Below are 17751 nucleotides of genomic sequence, written 5' to 3' on the forward strand. Positions count from 1 at the left end.
ACGTCTTCTTCGCCGCGCTCTTCTTGGCCGGAGCCGTCTTCTTCGCCGCGCTCTTCTTGGCCGGAGCCGTCTTCTTCGCCGCGCTCTTCTTGGCCGGAGCCGTCTTCTTCGCCGCGCTCTTCTTGGCCGGGGCCGTCTTCTTGGCCGGGGCCGCCTTCTTCGCCGCAGCCTTCTTGGCCGGGGCCGCCTTCTTCGCCGGGGCCGCCTTCCTACCTGCGGCCCTCGTGGAGCGCCCTCGGGGCGTCCGCGTCCGTGCGGATTGAGACCGCCTTGCTGCCGCTTCTCGAGAGCTGCGGCGCCGTCGCGGACTTACCTCCTCCGGCTCTTCCTCTTCTTCCTCTTCCGGCTCTTCCTCTTCCGGCTCCTCCTCTTCCTCTTCCTCTTCCGGCTCCTCCTCCTCTTCGTCCTCGTACTCTTCCGGCTCTTCCTCTTCTTCCTCTTCCTCTTCCTCTTCCGGCTCCTCCTCTTCTTCGTCCTCGTACTCTTCCGGCTCTTCCTCTTCGGCCTCTTCCTCGTCCTCGTACTCCTCCTCGTCCTCCCCCTCGCCGAGGCGGGCTGTACGGTCACTGATCGCGTCGGCCAACGAACTCATCCCTCGGTTCGCTGTAGCTGTCAGCGCCTTGCGGCCGGCGTCGAGGACCTCCCCCTTCAATTGCCCCTGCAGCTCGGCGAATTGTGGGATCTCACCCAGCCTGCGCATCCCTTCAGTGGCAAGCTGACGCGGTTCGAGGCCGAATCGCCTGCCCGCGAGATACGTCGCCACGGTGAGGGCCAGCCGGCCCTTCTTGGTACGGCCCAGCAGGTAGCCGCCCACGACTGAGACGGCGAGGGCCAACTTGGTTTGCTCGTCCATGAGTGAGTCACCTTCGTTCATTCGGCGCGCAGAACGCTTCATGGAGTCGGTCGAGCAGCCGTTCCTCTTCCCGTTCGAACTCCTCCTGACTGATGTGTCCGTCTTCGAGCTCCTGGTTCAGCGCCACCAGTTGAGCGCGCAGTACGGCGGGGTCATGCAGCTCGCGCTCGGCGGCTTCATTGACTTTCTCCGCTACCCAGATCACTCCGCGGACCGGCGCGAGAGGGAGTGTGAGCAGTCCCGTGATGAGTCCCATGTCATGCTCCGGCCGGCACGGGAGGGCAGTCGTCGGCGACGAAGCTGTAGCAGGGCAGCGGGCCCGCAATGCGAAGCTCAACTCGTTCACGGTGCGCATCACCAAACCGCTCCGCCGTCTTTCGGAAGTCGTCGCTGTCGCTCCGGTTGACGAGGAAGGACACGTTGAGAGCGCACCCCTGAACTTCCGGTCCCGCTGCTGCCGCGCGAGCCATGGGCGTGAGCTCGCGCACCAGACGCTGGCCGGCCTCGGCCGCTCTGCGGGACAGCGCCACAGCCACGGCTTCACCCAGCCGGAGCGTGGCGTCGTATCCGGGACGGCGACGTACGTCCTCGCGCAGCCGTCGGATGTTCCTGTCCTCGGCCACGAGGGCGGCCAACCCGTTCTCGGCCGAAAGTGCCTTGATGTTCACCTCGACCCCGCCGTCGACGTGCTCCAACGCCGCGATGTGGCGCGTCTCGGCGACGGCCAGTTGCTTGCGCACGGTCTCCTCGTCCGGTGCGACCATTCCGAAGCGCATGGGCAGCACTGGTCCGCCGTCAGCCAGGCGCATCAGAAGATCCTGGTGTGCGAGCAGATCGCGACGGCGTGCACGCAGCTGCGGGGGCGCATCGCTGACGACGGCGGTGACAGGCCCCTGCCGGACCACTCTCAAGGAGGCAGGCGGGCTGCCCACGCCGGAGGCGTCCGTCGGCAGCGGTTTTCCGGTCCGGATGATCGCGTAGACGTACACACCATTGTTCGTCACCGGTCATGCCTCCACACGTCGGCGTCGGCGGGCCCCGCTGCCGGCAGGCGCGCGTCGACCCGGCCGCTCCTGCTGCTCCTCGTCGGCCTCATCGGACTCTTCGGAGTCATCGTCGTCACGGCCTCCGACCGCCTTGCGCACGGTGTCACCCACGGATTCCGCGGCCTTCCTCACCTTGCGCTTGCCGACGGACTTGGCCGCACCGCCACCGAACAGCTCCGGGACGGTGGTGCTGCGCGAGTCGCGCTCCAGGTCCAGTCGGTTGCACGCTTCGGCGAAGCGCAGATAGGTGTCGACGCTGGCGACGACGATGCGCGCGTCTATCTTGAGGATCTCGATGCCCACCAGGGAGACCCGGACGAACACGTCGATAACCATGCCCCGGTCCAGGATGAGTTCCAGCACGTCGTACAACGTGCCGGCGCGTGGCGGGCACGCAACCTCGTCGGAGTACACGGTTGTGGGCATGGGTGCGTCCTCTCAGCTGGTCGGGCAGCGCAGATCACTCGTCGGCGGAGCCCCTTCGATAGCGGCGGACCCTGCGGTACTCCAAGAGCTCGCCGCCCTGATCGAGTTGCACCTCGTACGAGGCGAGCAAGCTCGTTGTGTCCGGAATTCGAGCCACCTCAAGGACGTCAACGACGACGCACCATCCGTCGTCCGTACGTCGTACTGCCGACACGCCCTCTACGGGATGGCTGATCAGCCCCTCCAGCCGCTGGCAGGCATCGCGGCCAGCTTGCTCCGGCCCCCGGGTGGAGGAGGCTCGTCGGCCCGACGTCTTTGCCGAGGGCCGCTCCCGCGTGCGCCGCTGTTCTGCCATAGCAACAAGTCTCATCGCTAACAGGAATGGCGCATCTTGTGCTGAGCCGTCGGCGTGGCCGCTGCGCCCCCGTGCGTGCACCGGGGGGCCTGCCACGCGGTTGCAGGGAGGGTCATGCACGGGTCGCGTAGCGCGCGGCTGTCGGACCGGGAGCGGTTGCCGCCTTGACAGCCGAGGAGCAGAGTGATTTGGAGATCTTTAGGCGAATCGGGAGGTCACCGTGATCACTCTTGGCGTCATTCTGCTCGTCATCGGGTTCGTGGCCGGTATCAGTATCCTTTGGACCATCGGGATCATCCTGGTCGTGATCGGGGCAATCTTCTGGATCCTGGGGTCGGTCGGGCACGCGGTCGGCGGGCGGCGACACTATTGGTAGAGGACCGCGCTTATGGGGGCGCTCGCGTAGTCCCCGTAACCGAGGGCATCTGGCAGCGAGTACGGCCCGGTGACACATTCGCCACCAGGGTTACCCAGATACCAGCCTGATTGCGGCGTGCTGCTCTCCGGAGCGGCGATGTCACCGGTTTGCTCACAGCGGTGACGATGGTCGACGTGTCATTCTCCGGGCCAACCCCACCCCGTGCGCCGGCCGGCGTCGGCCCCTACCTGCTCGGTCCCGGCTCTCGTCGCAGCGATCAACACGACTACGCCCCCCGCAGAGCGTGCCGTCGACGCGGACGCCGGCATCCCGGACGTGAATACGCAAGGAGGAAGGAACGTCGTGGACGAACGATCGCACCTGCTCGGCATCTACCTCAACGACCATCTTGCGGGCTCTTTCGCCGGCACCGATCTGGCCCGTCGCATGGCGAAGACCCACGAGGATCCGGCAGTCTCTTCGACCTTGGAGCCCATTGCGGCAGAGATTGCTCAGGACCGTTCGGCTCTGCTGGAGATCATGAGCAGGCTCGACCTCCCGGTCCGCCGTCACAAGGTCGTTGCGGGCTGGCTGTCCGAAAAAGCCGCCCGCCTCAAAACCAATGGCCGCCTTGTGCGTCGTTCGCCGCTCAGCTCCCTGCTGGAGCTGGAGATACTGCGACTGGGCGTGGAGGGCAAGGCGGCGGCATGGAAGACGCTGCGGCTGCTGGCTGACAGCGAGCCGCGGTTGGAGTCGCAGAGGCTGGACACCCTCCTTGAGCGTGCGGGGCGTCAGCTGCGGACGCTCGAGGAGCTGCGCCTCCAGCAGGCGGGAACCACATTCCGGCACGCATAACGTGCCCTCTTGGTGCTGCGCGCGACAGTTGCTTGAAGCTCCTCAGGCATGGCCGTCCACGAACATTGCGGCATGGCGCCCCCAGTCTCGGTGGCTCAGCCGAGCATGGCGGTATCCGGCCTCCCCGCCGAGCCCGCCGCGCCCTTTCGGCCCGCGTCCACGGGCTGGTGGTAGACGTCCGCACCTCTGCGCTCTGTTGCTGCACGCGTCCGCCCCCCACAGCGCCGCCTCCGGCCGGCCGCAGGTCAGCCGGGTTACCCCGGTCACCGGGGTGAGGCTGTCCTGCGAGTAGATCCTCACCAAATGGACCGTACTCGCCCCCGACCATCGCGGTCCCGTGTCGGCTCGCGTGCCAAAGCCTGTCCGTGGGGCCAGAGTGGAAGAGATGCCCGAGGACCGGATCCGGGAACGGCGCAAGGGAACGGTCCCCGCGGCCGGCTCCGGCGGGCGACGTAACGCAGTACCTGGAGCGCTGCGACCCCTGCGCCCCTGCCCGAATCGACGGCATCACGTAGTTGCTTCCCGGGCGGGTAGCAGGTACTGGACGAAGTGCAGACGGGAAGGAAGTCCGATGAGCGACGCTGGAGGCAGGCACAGGGGTGTGGGGCCGGCAGATCTCGACGACCAGCAGCTACTGCGGGAGCTGGAGACCATTCACCGCACGCGGCACGACGCACTGCTGCACGGCTCACAGAACGCGCTGGTAGCGCACAGCATCCGCATGACGGAGCTGGAAGCCGAGTATCTGAAGCGCCATTCCGACCGCCCCGTGGCGCCCGGCAGGACACGGGAAGGCGCCCGCGCGAGGAGCGAGTGAGTGGTGCCATACGTCGCGCCCTCGGCGCACTCGGCCGATGGAAGTCCGTTCACGCACGACGCCGTTGGCCAAAGGACAGAAGGGGAAGACGGCAATCATGGCTGCGGAACGCCCAACAACCGACGAGTCGTACTGGATGGTCACCACCCCCGGTACCGGCTACCCACCCGCCGGCACAGATGTGACCGCCGAGGTCGCCGTCATCGGCGGGGGCATCGCCGGCCTGTGCACCGCATGGGAACTGGTCCGGGCGGGTCTGGACGTCGTCATCCTGGAGGCGGACCGGATCGCCGCCGGAGTGACCGGATACACCACAGCCAAACTGACGTCCCTGCACGGTCTGGCATACACGCGGCTGGAGGCGAAGCACGGCGCCGACAACGCCGGTTTGTATGCGCTCTCGCAGCAGGACGCGGTCGAGCGGACAGCGGCTCTCTGTGCCCAGCTGGGTATCGATGCCGACCTGGAGCGCGCCCCTGCCTACACATACGCAGAGGATTCGAAGCGCGCGGGCGAGATCAGGGACGAGGCGGAGGCGGCCCGCAGGGCAGGACTCGACGCTTCCTTCGTGACCGAGACGGAACTGCCCTTCCCGGTCTCCGGCGCGGTGCGCGTCGAGAGCCAGCTGCAGTTCCATCCGCGGAAGTTTCTGCTCGCCCTGGCCGAGAAGTTCGTCGCCGCGGGCGGCCGCATTCACGAACGCAGCCGTGTCACCGCACTCCATGACGGCAGCCGCTGCCGACTGTCGACGGAGGGCGGAGTGACGGTCCAGGCGCGCGATGCCGTCATCGCGACGCACTACCCGGTATTCGACCGCACCCTCCTCATCACCCGGCTCAAGCCCCGTCGGGAACTGGTGATCGCCGCGCCGGTACCGTCCGATGCCGCGCCCACGGGCATGTACATGAGTCCCGAGGACAGGGTCCGTTCGGTGCGCAGCGCGCCCTACGACGAAGGACGCCGGCTGCTCATCGTCACCGGTGAATCGTTCGAGCCGGGGGCCGGAGGCGTACGGCAACGGTTCGCGCGCCTCGACTCCTGGGCGCGCGAGCGGATGCCCGGCTTCGCAGAGGCCGACCACGCCTACCGCTGGGCGGCGCAGGACAACGACTCGAGCGATCACCTGCCGTACGTCGGACACGCCCACCCGGGCACCCAGCACGTCTATGTGGCCACCGGCTTCGGCGGCTGGGGCATGAGCAACGGGGTGATGGCCGGCCGCCTGCTCGCGGCCCACATCGCAGGCGGGGGCCGACCTGCCTGGACCGACCTGTACGACCCGAGGAGGCTGCCTCGGGTGAGCGAGACGGCGGAGCTGGTGAAGTTCCAGGCTTCTGCCGCCCGGCACTTTGTCGGCGACCGCTTGCACACCAGCCACGTCGACTCGGTGAACGATATCCCGCCCGGCAGCGGAGCAGTCGTACGACTGGAGGGAAGGCGCTGCGCCGTGTACCGCGACGAGTCGGGCCACGCCAGCGTGCTCTCCGCGCGCTGCACTCACCTCGGCTGCCTGGTGCAGTTCAACGATGCCGAGCGGGTCTGGGAATGCCCCTGCCACGGCTCCCGCTTCGCAACGGACGGTTCGGTCCTGCACGGACCCGCCACCCGGCCATTGGAATCTCGTGAGGCGCCCGGAACCGGGGGATGAACAGGTGAGAGGTCCATCGGTCTTGGCTCCGATGACCTCATCGCGCATCCGCTCGGCATGGACAAGGGAAGCAGCAGCCAAAAAGACAGCTCTGAGGCCCCGCTACTGCGGCTCGGGTAACCGACGGCGGGGATGCGAAACACCCCCAGCGCTTATGACGGAAAGTAGCGGCCTGGCACTCATGAGGCACACCTCGTGCGGGCGCGGGACGAATCGCATTCGTTGGATTGCCCACCAAGTGGAAATAGCACGCTCATCACGCTGGGCACGGGCCGGACACCGCATCCTGGTCCGGTTCCGGCCTCCCAGCGGCCCGCCCGGAAGACGGGTTCTGAAAGTTTGGGATATGCCGCGGCAATGTGGGCACTCGCGGTTGAGATGGACGGGGTACATATCGCCGCGCATCGATGGAAAGGACGTGAGTCCCGTGCGAGTCGCTTTTCTCATGGCTCCCGAGGGTGTGGAACAGGTCGAACTGACCGACCCCTGGCAAGCTGTCGTCGAAGCAGGTGGTGAGCCGGAACTGCTCTCGACAAAGTCCGGACGCGTGCAGGCTTTCCACCACCTCGACAAGGCCGACACCTTCCCCGTTGACCGGACGGTCGCGGAGAGCAATGCAGAGGACTATGCCGGGCTGGTGCTTCCCGGAGGCGTCGCCAATCCGGACGCACTGCGCATGAACAAATCGGCCGTCGCCTTCGTCAGGCTGTTCTTTGACCTGGCCAAGCCGGTGGCGGCGATCTGTCACGCCCCCTGGACGCTGGTGGAGGCCGACGTGGTGCGCGGGAGGACGCTGACCTCTTGGCCCAGCCTGCAGACCGACATCCGCAACGCGGGCGGCACGTGGGTCGACGAGGAGGTCGAGGTCTGCCGTGCCGCCCCCGCCACGCTGATCACGAGCCGTAAACCCGCCGATCTGAAGGCTTTCTCTTCGACGTTCATCCCGGAGTTCGGCAAGTGAGCGGCAGCACCCTGGAGAGAGTCGAATGGTTACCGTAAGCAACAAAATGAACAATAGGCATCCACATGCGCACTCTGGGTGATGAGCGCAAGATGGGCATGCCAGCCCACTCCCCACATGAAAGGGCAACCGTCATGAGCAAGGCAAAGGCGAAGGCAAAGCAGGTCAAGGGAAAGATGAAGGAAACCGTCGGCAAGGCCACTGACGACCTGAGCATGCAGGCGGAGGGCCGTGGCGAGCAGATCACGGGCAAGACCCAGGAAGTCGCCGAAAAGGCTGCCGACCGGGCGAAGAAGTCCGGACGGTAAGCCGGGATCACTCGAGGACTGGACCTGAGGCGGTACCCACCGCGTCAGGTCCAGCACCTTTAGCGTCAACCCCTGCCGCTTTTGGCGTCAACCCCCACCGCTCCGCCTCTTTCAGGGCTTGAGCGGATCGTGCCCGAGGGTCATGAGGCTGTGACGCGCCTGAACGTCCCCGGCGTCACGTACCCGCTCCTGCTGCGTTTCGACGGCTTCCACGACGTGGTGCATAACCTGAACGTCGTCGTCAGTGAGGTCGGCACGCCGCTTCAACAGAATCGACAGCACATGCCGGCCCGCCTCGACGTCGGCGCCCGCCGGCCAGGTTTCCGCGCTCTCGGCCTCCTCGCGGGTTTTGAGCCATGCGCTCAGTTCCTGGGAGGTCATGTTCACCAATTGGTGAAACTCATCCCAGAGAGCCTCGGTCTCGACTGCGTCCATTTCACCCATACTCGGCTCCGTACATCGTGCCGTCTCTGCAGGCAGGCAGCCGCGCCGGCCATCGGGCGCAGCGTCTTTACAGCCCTGCCGATGCCTCTCGGGTGACCAATCGGCAAGGACTCCAAACCTGCCGAACAAGAGCGAGCCCCGACAATCAGGAATCCCCGGCGGACAGCTTCAGGCCGGGGAGCACGTCAACGGCGCTCCAGGGAGCCCCGGACGAATGCTGCCTGACCAACGTGCTGCAGGTCGTCGGCGATGACGCTGATCAGACGGACGCCCAGAGTGACGGGCGGGGACCAGGTCTCGTCCACGACTCTGTCGAGCGCTGCGTCGTCGAGCCCGCGCACGAATCGCATGGTCTGCTCGTGGACGGCGTCGTAGTAGCCGAGCAGCAGCTCTGCGGACTGGACCTGTACCGCGGCGACCTGCTTGCTGGAGTGGCCGAACCCGGTCGCCCTCTTGGTAAAGGGCAGCTCGAAACGGTCCGCCCAGTCCTGGGAGAACCACACCTGCTCCCACGCGGCTGCATCAGCCACGTGATCGTCCTGGATGCGCGACAGATGCCATACGAGCCAGGCGATCGAATTCGCGTCGGCATCCAGCCGGGCGTTGAGGTCATCCGGTGAAAGCCCGTCGACCGCCGCGTGTACTGCCTCCCGGACGCGCTCGAACGCATCCGCCAGCAAATCCGAGCTGTTCATGCATCGATCCTTGATCCTGGGCCGTCCCGGCAAGTGGCTGTGTCTCCGGAACCACCATGAACCCTCTACCGCCCCGGCCAGGCGTTCGACACGAAGTAGCGCGGCAGACACAGGGGATCGCGCCCCAAAACGCGCACCAACACCTCGGGCACATGCCAATCCGCTCCTCAATTCGTCCCGCGGTGCCGCCGGGGGCGTAACGTCTCGGCCATGACCGGCGCGCGACTTCGGCGAGGACGGCGATGAGAAAGATCATCTTGATGATGTCGGTGTCCCTTGACGGCTTCATCGAGGGACCGGACCGCCAGATCGATTGACACATGGTCGACGACGAGCTGCACAGCCACATCAATGAGGAGCTCAAGGTGATGGGCGCCTTCCTCGGCGGACGTGTCACCCATGAGCTCATGGCCGGGTTCTGGCCAACCGCCGACTCGGACCCCTCAAGTACCAGGCCCATGGTGGAGTTTGCCGGTATCTGGCGGGACATGCCCAAGATCGTGTATTTCCGGACCCTGGAGCGGGCCGACTGGAACACCACCATCGTGCGCGACGTCGTCGTCGAGGAGGTCATGGCGCTCAAGGCGCAGCCGGGCGGAGATCTCGTTCTCAGTGGTGCCGACCTCGCCGCGACCTTCATGCAGCACGATCTGATCGACGAGTACCGGATCTACGTTCATCCGATCCTCATTGGACGGGGCAAGCCCCTGTTCCAGCCATCGGACGCCAAGATCAATCTTCGGCTCGCCGAGACCCGGACCTTCGGCAACGGAGTCGTCCTCCTCCGCTACCACTGTGCCGAGACTTCGTCCTCGGGATGACACAGACTGCGCGATCACAGCGTGGTGACCGGCGCGTCCGGCGGCAGCCGGAAATGCGTGCGCGCGGCCGACTCCAACGTGCTCGTAGCGTCCCAGTCCTCGTGCCGCACCACCTCCGCGCCCCCCTGCGAGAACGAACGGCCGATCCACTCGTCATAGCCCACGCCGTCGGGCGGACTGTCCTGGCGTCGTACGTGGTAGCCACCCTTCCCGTCCATGGACAGCTCCACCAGCCACGGCGCGCGGACGCCTGTTCCCTCGACAAGGGTCCGGCCCCGCGCTGCCAGTTCGGAGCAGCGCGTGACCAGACCCACCTTCAAGGCCCCGCCATCCATCTCGCGGATCTCGACGACCTTCTCCGCACAGAACCACCGGGCCGTGGAGGCCAACGAGGAGTCGGCCAGCATGCCGCCCTCCTTCTCCAGTCCGGCGACCAGTGCGTCATGCACGACCGGCTGGACGGCCTTCCTCTGCATGGGATCGACATCAGGCGCGAGTGCCGTGCAGCCGGCGACCACCACCGCCAGGACTCCATACGCACCCGCATAGCACCACACCCGCGCGCCGCTCATCGTCTCCCCCGCCCCCACGCTGCCGCGCCGTGAACTATACGTGGGAGCACGATTGTTCAGGTCCTGATATCAACTGGCTCTTACACGTGCGCCCCAGGACGCAACGGCACTACTAGGTCATGTCCGACCAGGCGTACGGCGGCCGGATAGGTCCGCTCCCCGATCCGGCGCCCGCAGCCTCCAGGTCACGATCGGCCACCCTCATCAGCTGCCCGGCGATGTCTCTCATGGCCCGGCTCGCCGCCAGTTCGTCGCCGATTGCGGGGACGTCCACGTCCTGGGGATTGCAGTGGGCCACCCCGTGCCCGGTGAGCGTCGCGGTCCCAGTGTCCAGCACCGCCTCGGCCTTCGTCGTGCCGTCCTCCTCGGTCAGGCGAACGCGGACCTTCCACTCAAGTGTCCGAGTCATGGCGCACCTCCTCGCCCGCGGCCGCAGTGCGCCGCCGCGACGCAGTCCTGCCTTCAGGATCCCCCCGCCGGGGCCAGGTCGCGCGCCACCCGGAAAGGGGGACCCGCCAGGCGAGGGGGGCTGGCCATCCGGGGGATCTCCGGTCCCCCACACGACGCGTTGCGCTGGGCGGGGCAGGGGACCCGTTACGTTCCGGGGACGAAGGCACTGCGCGGGGTGACCAGGCACCCGGTGACCGCCGGGTCCGGGAGGTGAGCGGTGGGGCACACGAACGGGCAGGCCCCGGTGCGGGCGCGCGGCGAAGCATCGCCGCGACCCGCGAGCCGTGGCGCCGCACGGCGGCTGCGGTGCCTCACCGTGCTTCCCCTACTGGCCGGACTGCTGACCTCCTGCGGCTCTGACGAATCCGGCCCGGTCAGCCTGAACTGGTACAACTTTCCCGACGATTCAGGTGCCCTGGCCGGCGCAGCGAGCAACTGCACCCGCTCCTCGGGCGGGCGCTATCGCATCGCGTACAACAAGCTCCCGCGCGGCGCGGACGGCCAGCGTCAGCAGCTCGTCCGCCGGCTCGCCGCGCACGACGACACCCTGGACATCCTGGGCCTCGATGTCACCTGGGCTGCGGAGTTCGCCGAGGCCAACTGGATCCTGCCCTGGACGGGCGGCAATCGCCGGAGTGCCACCGCGGGCACCCTCGAGGTGCCTCTGCGAACGGCGACGTGGAAGGGCAAGCTGTACGCCGTCCCGTACAACACCAACACGCAGTTGCTGTGGTACCGAAGCGACCTCGTGCCTAAGCCCCCCAAGACCTGGGCCGAGATGCTGGGCATGGCACGCAACCTCGCCAAGGAAGGCAAGCCCCACTACGTCGAGATCCAGGGCGCCCAGTATGAGGGGTTGACGGTCTGGTTCAACACGCTCGTGGAGAGCGCGGGCGGCTCCATCCTCAACGCCACAGCCACTGCACCCTCGCTGGGCCCGCCCGCGGTCCAAGCGGCCACGATCATGCACAACTTGGCCACCTCACCCGCCGCAGACCCCTCCTTGTCCAATCAGATGGAGGATCAGAACCGGCTGGCCATGGAGTCGGGCAGCGCCGCCTTCGAGCTGAACTACCCGTTCGTCTATCCCTCGATGAAGGCGAACAAGCCCGGCCTGTTCAAGAGTTTCCGCTGGGCGCCCTACCCCGGCGTGGACCCCGGCCGGCCGTCGAAACCCACCATCGGAGGCATCGACCTCGCCGTCGGCGCCTACTCGCGCCACCCTGACCTCGCGTTCGAGGCCGCGCTGTGCCTGCGCAACCGTCAGAACCAGATGACCGCGGCGCTCAAGGGCGGGCTGCCGCCCACGCTGCGCGCGCTCTACTCCGACAAGACACTCTTCAAGAGCTACCCGTTCGCCTCCGAAGTGCTCTCGGCCCTGGAGAACGCCAGCGTCCGTCCCCAGACCCCCGCCTATCAGAACGTGTCCATCGCGATCTCGCACACGCTCTCCCCGCCATCGGCGATCAGTCCCCGGAGCGACATCGAGAACATCGGCGACCAGATCGAGGACGCCCTCCAGTCCAAGGGGCTGATCCCGTGAACACCCCGACCCCCGCTCCGTCGACGGCTCCGGCCCCCGCCCCCGCCCCCGGCAGGAGCGGAGCGTTGTCCGAGGGCGCGCGGCAGGAGCGACGGCTGGGCTGGCTGCTGTGCGCGCCCGCGGTGGTCGTGATGCTCGCCGTCACGGCCTACCCCATCGGCTACGCGATCTATCTTTCTCTGCAACGCTACGACCTGCGCTTCCCAGGTCAAGCGCGCTTCGTGGGCCTGAGCAACTACGCGGCCGTGCTCTCCTCCGAGTTCTGGTGGGAGGCGTTCTGGGTCACCCTGTTCATCACCGTCATCTCCGTAGCCGTGGAACTCGTCCTCGGCTTCGCGCTGGCCCTGGTCATGCATCGCGCCATCTTCGGCCGCGGGACCGTGCGTACCGCGATCCTGATCCCCTACGGCATCGTCACCGTGGTCGCCGCCTATTCCTGGCAGTACGCCTGGACCCCGGACACCGGCTACCTCGCCGCACTCCTGCCGCCCGGCGATGCCCCGCTGACCGAGCAGTGGCCGGCCATCGGGCTGATCATCCTCGCCGAGGTCTGGAAGACCACCCCCTTCATGGCACTTCTCCTGCTGGCCGGACTCGCACTCGTGCCTGAAGAGACGCTGCGCGCCGCCATGGTCGACGGTGCGTCCGCCTGGCAGCGCTTCATTCTGGTCACGGTGCCGCTGATGAAGCCGGCCATTCTGGTGGCTCTGCTGTTCCGCACCCTGGACGCCTTCCGGGTCTTCGACAACATCTATGTGCTGACCTCGGGAGCTCATGGCACCGGCTCGGTGTCGATCCTCGGCTACGACAACCTGTTCACCGCGCTCAACCTCGGCATCGGATCGGCAATCTCCGTGCTCATCTTCCTTTGCGTCGGCCTGATCGCCTTCGCCTTCATCAAACTCTTCGGGGCTGCCGCCCCCGGCTCACAGGAGGCGGGTCGCTGATGGCCGGCGCAGGCAAGCGGCACGTCACCGGCTGGGCCATCGCCAACACCGTGGTGATCGCCTATGCCCTGTTCCCGGTCTGGTGGATCGCAGCCCTGTCGTTCAAGGACCCCAGCACCCTCACCGACGGCAACTTCGTCCCGGACAAGTGGACGCTGGAGAACTACAGCGGCATCTTCCAGACCTCGGAGTTCACCCGGGCCCTGATCAACTCCATCGGTATCGCCCTGATCGCCACAGTGATCGCCGTTGTGCTGGGCACCATGGCCGCCTACGCCGTAGCGAGGCTCCGTTTCCCCGGCAAGAGGCTGCTGATCGGCATGTCCCTGTTGATCGCGATGTTCCCGCCGATCTCGCTGGTGTCCCCGCTGTTCAACATCGAGCGCATTCTGGGGATCTTTGACACCTGGCCGGGGCTGATCATCCCGTACATGACCTTCTCCCTCCCGCTCGCGATCTACACCCTGTCGGCGTTCTTCCGGGAGATCCCGTGGGATCTGGAGAAGGCGGCCAAGGTCGACGGGGCCACACCCGCGCAGGCGTTCCGGCTGGTGATCGCGCCGCTGGCCGCGCCGGGCGTGTTCACCACGGCCATCCTCGTCTTCATCTTCTGCTGGAACGACTTCCTGTTCGCGATCTCCCTGACCTCGACAACCAGGGCCCGCACCGTGCCGGCGGCGATCGCCTTCTTCACCGGGAGCAGCCAGTTCCAGCAGCCCACCGGTTCGATCGCCGCCGCGGCGGTAGTGATCACCATTCCGATCATCGCCTTCGTGCTGCTGTTCCAGCGGCGCATCGTCGCCGGACTGACGTCCGGGGCCGTCAAGGGCTGACCGGCAGCAGCCGACCGTCAGGACAAGGAGCACCGACCGTGGCCGAGATCGTTCTCGAGGGCATCACCAAGCGGTTTCCCGACGGCGCCCTGGCCGTGCGGGACGTCAACCTCGCAGTCGGCGACGGGGAGTTCGTCATCCTGGTCGGGCCCTCCGGTTGCGGCAAGTCCACCACGCTCAACATGATCGCCGGGCTTGAGGACATCACCGATGGCACCCTGCGGATCGATGACCAGGTCGTCAACGACAAGGCGCCCAAGGACCGCGACATCGCCATGGTCTTCCAGAGTTACGCCCTCTATCCGCACATGACCGTGCGAGAGAACATGGGCTTCGCCCTGCGCCTGGCCAAGGTCGACAAGACCACCATCCGGAGCAAGGTGGAGGAGGCCGCCCGCATCCTCGACCTGACGAATCATCTGGACCGCAAACCCGCGAACCTCTCGGGCGGCCAACGCCAGCGCGTCGCCATGGGCCGCGCCATCGTCCGCGATCCCAAGGCGTTCCTGATGGACGAGCCGCTGTCCAACCTCGACGCCAAGCTCCGGGTACAGATGCGCACCCAGATCTCTCGACTTCAGCAGCGTCTGGGCACCACCACCGTCTACGTCACCCATGACCAGACCGAGGCCATGACGCTCGGGGACCGTGTGGTCGTCATGCGCAGCGGCGTCGTTCAACAGGTCGGCACCCCGCAGTATCTCTACGACGAGCCACACAACCTGTTCGTCGCGGGGTTCATCGGCTCACCCGCCATGAACTTCCTCCACGCCACCCTGGAGGAGAACGTGTTGCGCACCATCGTCGGCGAGATCCCCGTGTCCGGCGAGGTACGCCAGAGCCTGGAGCGCCAGAACGCGTCCCGGGACCTCATTGTGGGTCTGCGGCCCGAAGCCTTCGAGGACGCCGCACTGGTCGATCCGGGCCGGTTGGGGACGGGGACCGCCTTCACCACCACCGTGGATGTGGTGGAGTCCTTGGGCTCGGACGTCTACGCCTACTTCACCGAGGAGGACTGGCAGCCGACCGCCACTTCGGAGCTGGACGAGCTGGCCGCCGATTCAGGCATCAGTGAGACGGGAGCCAGCGGCCATCAGATTGTCACCCGGCTCAGTACCGGGACGCAGGTCCGCGAGGGGAGCCAGGCCGAGTTGTGGGTGGACACCTCGAGGATCCATGTCTTCGACCCACGCACCGGCGCGAACCTCACCCACCGGGAGAACAGCGGCGGATGAGCCCGGACTGTCCGAGCGAGCCCGGCGTGCAGCGCCGACGTGGTCGCCCGGCATCGACGGACGGTCTCGCGCAGAGCGGCGGACTGCTCGCTCATGACCTTCACTCCTCGATGGCAGGGGCCAGGACAGACCCCGGAGTCAGCTGCATCGACGTTCTTGAATGCAACCTTTCGCACTGATTCGAAAATCTTCAACATAGAAGAATGTCGAAACAAGAGCGCATTGGCTGCTGCCCGAGATGATCGACAAGCTCGCGGCATCCTCACCCTTCCTGGATCACCACGGCTCCGTTCACGCACGCCACGCCTCGGATAGGGTGATTTGATAGAACCTGCACCCGGAAAAGCTTTACCCGAAGACGCTGCACCCGTGATTCGTCGGCAGCGCCCGGCCGGTAGATCGCCAGGGAGCCGCCTGCAGGCGGAGCGCCCCACACCCCGGGGTTAGGTCGTTGTGTTGGACACACACGAGTCGACGAGTGATGTGCCGGATCAGCCCCTGTCGGCGATCGGGTACGCGGGTGTGCTCCGCGAGCTGCTTCCCATCGCGCTGTGGAGGGCCGATGCGGACGGGCGCCTGGTGGAGTGGTCGCTCGCCGCGCAGGATCTGCTCGGTTACGGGCCGGAGGAGCTGCTGGGCCGGCACGGGGTCCCGATACTGGTCCCCGAGCCCGACTGGGAGCTTGCCGATCAGCTGATGCAGAAAGTCCGGGACGGTGAGGCGGTGGTCGGGTCCCTCCCGGTGCGGCACCGCGACGGGCATCTCGTGCCGATGGAGATGTGGATCTGCCCGGCTGCGGACCCGCAGGGAGGGACGGGCATCCTGGCCATCGCCGTGGAGACCTCCGAGGTTCTGCGCATGCGGGATTCACTGGCTGCTCTGGAAGGTCTGTTCACCCAGTCCCCCATCGGTCTGGCCATGCTCGGCCCCGATCTGCGCTTTCTGCGGGTCAATGACGCGCTGGCGCGGATGCAGGGCGTTTCTGCCGCCGACCACCTCGGCAAGCGGCCGGCGGAGGTCGCGCCGGGGGTCAACACCGCGGAGCTGGAGACGGTGATGCGGCAGGTTCTGGATCGCGGAAAGGCGGTGGTCGACGTGCGCCGCACCGGTCGCACACCGGCCGATCCCGATCACGACCGGATCTGGTCCTGCTCCTATGCTCCACTGCTCGACGGCGTCGGCCGGAGGCTGGGCCTGATCGCTTCGCTGATCGACATCACCGCGGGGCAGCAGGCGCAGGTCGAGGCCGGCCGGGCGCGGCGGCGCCTGGCCCTGCTGGCCGAGGCGGGCACGCAGATCGGGACCACCCTGGACCTGCGGCAGACCGCCGAGGAAGTGGTGCAGGTACTGGTGCCCCAGTTGGCCGACTCGGCCGACGTACAACTGCTGGAAGAAGTGCTCGACCCCGATGAGGCCGCCGCATCGACCCAAGGCGTGGTGCGGCGTCTGGCGGCCGCCTTCCCCGATCCCTCCGCCCCCACCGCAAGACTGGCAGTGGGCGCCACCTTCCAGGTCCCGATCGGCTCGGTGTACGAGCAGGTCATCGCCGACGGGCGTCCCATGAACCTCTACAAGGCCGATGTCCCGGCGCTGATCACCGATCCGCGCGCCGAGCGACTGCGTACCTACCTCGGCAGCCTGGGCTCCGCGCGACTGGTCCCGCTGGTAGCCCGTGGCAAAGTGCTCGGCGCCGTGGTGGTGACGCGTGCCCGCAGCCGCGAACCGTTCGACGAGCAGGACTGCGTGCTCATCGACGAGCTGGTCGCCCGAGCGGCGCTGAACATCGACAACGCGCGCATGTACACCAGCCAGCGAAAGGCGGCGCTCACACTGCAACGCAGCCTGACGAACAACGCGCTACCGGAAGTGACCGGCCTGGAACTCACCGGGCGCTACCTGCCCGCCAGCGACCACGAGGTCGGCGGCGACTGGTTCGACGCCATCTCGCTGCCCGACGGCAGGACCGGCCTGGTCATCGGAGACGTGATGGGGCACGGAATCCATGCGGCGGCAGTCATGGGACAGCTGCGCACAGCGGTGCGAACACTGGCGCGGCACGATATCCCCCCGGCTGAGATGCTCCGCTCCCTGGACGCCGCCGTGAGCGACCTGGGTGAGAATGAAATGGCAACGTGCGTGTACGCGGTCCACGACCGGGCTGCCGGCGGTTGTCTGATCGCCAGAGCCGGCCATCCACCTCCGGCCGTGGCCGACGCCCAAGGGACGATCGCGTTCCTCGACGGTCCATCGGGTACGCCCTTGGGGGCGGGTGGGCAGGACTTCCAGACCGAGCAGGTGCCGCTGCCCCCCGGCAGCCTGTTGGTGCTGTACACCGACGGCCTCATCGAGGCCCGCGACAGAGACCTCGACCAGGGCATGCAGCAACTCGCCCAGGCGCTGCGGCAACTCGACCACCCGTTGGAGGAGATCTGTGACCGCGTCCTCGGCCAATTGCTGCCCTCCACGGCCCAGGACGACGTAGCGGTGCTCCTCGCCAGAACTCCGCGTCCGCGGGGCTCGGTGCGGAGTCACCCCGCGCGGATCCACTCGCGCGGTCCCGCTGGGAAGGTGCAAGGCTGGTAGC

General features: G+C 67.1%; 20 protein-coding genes and 1 pseudogene. 12 read left to right on the forward strand and 9 right to left on the reverse strand.

The window, feature by feature from the left end; genetic code table 11:
- From ACFWDI_RS11205 to ACFWDI_RS11225, 5 genes are all read right to left on the reverse strand, one after another.
- Positions 1-853 (reverse strand): histone protein (locus tag ACFWDI_RS11205; protein ID WP_385302978.1); only part of this gene is annotated, 853 nt, incomplete at its 3' end.
- 7 nt (positions 854-860) lie between these two features.
- On the reverse strand, positions 861-1109 hold the full coding sequence (locus tag ACFWDI_RS11210) for a gas vesicle protein GvpG (protein ID WP_385302981.1): 249 nt from the start codon (positions 1107-1109) through the stop codon (positions 861-863).
- Between the two features lies 1 nt (position 1110).
- A complete protein-coding gene (locus ACFWDI_RS11215; protein ID WP_385302983.1) occupies positions 1111-1857 on the reverse strand; it encodes a GvpL/GvpF family gas vesicle protein in 747 nt (248 codons plus the stop codon).
- Between the two features lie 3 nt (positions 1858-1860).
- Entirely contained in the window at positions 1861-2325 is a 465-nt protein-coding gene (locus ACFWDI_RS11220; protein ID WP_385302984.1) for a gas vesicle structural protein GvpA, read from the reverse strand.
- Positions 2326-2359: 34 nt separating this feature from the next.
- Positions 2360-2680 carry a gas vesicle protein gene (locus ACFWDI_RS11225; RefSeq protein WP_385302987.1) on the reverse strand — a complete coding sequence of 107 codons (321 nt, stop codon included), beginning with the start codon at positions 2678-2680 and terminating at the stop codon, positions 2360-2362.
- A gap of 220 nt (positions 2681-2900) precedes the next feature.
- Between ACFWDI_RS11225 and ACFWDI_RS11230 the strand changes: the two genes are divergently transcribed.
- The 6 genes from ACFWDI_RS11230 to ACFWDI_RS11255 all read left to right on the forward strand — a co-directional run bounded on the left by ACFWDI_RS11230 (position 2901) and on the right by ACFWDI_RS11255 (position 7627).
- On the forward strand, positions 2901-3056 hold the full coding sequence (locus ACFWDI_RS11230; RefSeq protein WP_327327732.1) for a DUF6131 family protein: 156 nt from the start codon (positions 2901-2903) through the stop codon (positions 3054-3056).
- Between the two features lie 345 nt (positions 3057-3401).
- Positions 3402-3893, forward strand: a complete 492-nt coding sequence (locus ACFWDI_RS11235) for a hypothetical protein (protein WP_385302989.1) — start codon at positions 3402-3404, stop codon at positions 3891-3893.
- 571 nt (positions 3894-4464) lie between these two features.
- Positions 4465-4710 (forward strand): DUF6158 family protein, encoded by a 246-nt coding sequence (locus ACFWDI_RS11240; RefSeq protein WP_385302991.1) that lies wholly within the window; start codon positions 4465-4467, stop codon positions 4708-4710.
- Between the two features lie 97 nt (positions 4711-4807).
- Positions 4808-6358 (forward strand): FAD-dependent oxidoreductase, encoded by a 1551-nt coding sequence (locus ACFWDI_RS11245; RefSeq protein WP_385302992.1) that lies wholly within the window; start codon positions 4808-4810, stop codon positions 6356-6358.
- Between the two features lie 427 nt (positions 6359-6785).
- Positions 6786-7319: a type 1 glutamine amidotransferase domain-containing protein gene (locus ACFWDI_RS11250; protein ID WP_385303264.1), complete on the forward strand. Its 534-nt coding sequence runs from the start codon at positions 6786-6788 to the stop codon at positions 7317-7319.
- 134 nt (positions 7320-7453) lie between these two features.
- Positions 7454-7627, forward strand: a complete 174-nt coding sequence (locus tag ACFWDI_RS11255) for a CsbD family protein (RefSeq protein WP_385302994.1) — start codon at positions 7454-7456, stop codon at positions 7625-7627.
- Positions 7628-7738: 111 nt separating this feature from the next.
- Here the strand turns inward: ACFWDI_RS11255 and ACFWDI_RS11260 are convergent, their stop codons facing one another.
- Positions 7739-8071, reverse strand: a complete 333-nt coding sequence (locus ACFWDI_RS11260; protein ID WP_385302995.1) for a DUF3140 domain-containing protein — start codon at positions 8069-8071, stop codon at positions 7739-7741.
- 185 nt (positions 8072-8256) lie between these two features.
- Positions 8257-8766: a DUF664 domain-containing protein gene (locus ACFWDI_RS11265; protein WP_385302997.1), complete on the reverse strand. Its 510-nt coding sequence runs from the start codon at positions 8764-8766 to the stop codon at positions 8257-8259.
- 242 nt (positions 8767-9008) lie between these two features.
- Here ACFWDI_RS11265 and ACFWDI_RS11270 point away from each other — a divergent pair.
- Positions 9009-9587: pseudogene (locus ACFWDI_RS11270) on the forward strand (dihydrofolate reductase family protein).
- 14 nt (positions 9588-9601) lie between these two features.
- Here the strand turns inward: ACFWDI_RS11270 and ACFWDI_RS11275 are convergent.
- Both ACFWDI_RS11275 and ACFWDI_RS11280 read right to left on the reverse strand, forming a co-directional pair.
- Positions 9602-10159, reverse strand: coding sequence for a hypothetical protein (locus ACFWDI_RS11275; RefSeq protein WP_385302999.1), 558 nt, complete (start codon positions 10157-10159; stop codon positions 9602-9604).
- A 112-nt stretch (positions 10160-10271) separates the two neighbouring features.
- Positions 10272-10568 (reverse strand): DUF1876 domain-containing protein, encoded by a 297-nt coding sequence (locus tag ACFWDI_RS11280; protein WP_385303001.1) that lies wholly within the window; start codon positions 10566-10568, stop codon positions 10272-10274.
- A gap of 258 nt (positions 10569-10826) precedes the next feature.
- Here ACFWDI_RS11280 and ACFWDI_RS11285 point away from each other — a divergent pair, with 258 nt between their 5' ends.
- From ACFWDI_RS11285 to ACFWDI_RS11305, 5 genes are all read left to right on the forward strand, one after another.
- Positions 10827-12152, forward strand: coding sequence for an ABC transporter substrate-binding protein (locus ACFWDI_RS11285; RefSeq protein WP_385303002.1), 1326 nt, complete (start codon positions 10827-10829; stop codon positions 12150-12152).
- 65 nt (positions 12153-12217) lie between these two features.
- Complete coding sequence (locus ACFWDI_RS11290) at positions 12218-13099, forward strand: sugar ABC transporter permease (protein WP_327328597.1); 882 nt, start codon at positions 12218-12220, stop codon at positions 13097-13099.
- Entirely contained in the window at positions 13099-13932 is an 834-nt protein-coding gene (locus ACFWDI_RS11295; RefSeq protein WP_385303003.1) for a carbohydrate ABC transporter permease, read from the forward strand. Before ACFWDI_RS11290 ends, ACFWDI_RS11295 begins: the two co-directional genes overlap by 1 nt.
- Positions 13933-13970: 38 nt before the next feature.
- Positions 13971-15167 (forward strand): ABC transporter ATP-binding protein, encoded by a 1197-nt coding sequence (locus tag ACFWDI_RS11300; protein WP_385303005.1) that lies wholly within the window; start codon positions 13971-13973, stop codon positions 15165-15167.
- A 483-nt stretch (positions 15168-15650) separates the two neighbouring features.
- Complete coding sequence (locus ACFWDI_RS11305; protein WP_385303006.1) at positions 15651-17750, forward strand: SpoIIE family protein phosphatase; 2100 nt, start codon at positions 15651-15653, stop codon at positions 17748-17750.
- Position 17751: the final 1 nt, after the last annotated feature.

The organism is Streptomyces sp. NPDC060064, from assembly GCF_042736455.1.
GTDB lineage: Bacteria > Actinomycetota > Actinomycetes > Streptomycetales > Streptomycetaceae > Streptomyces.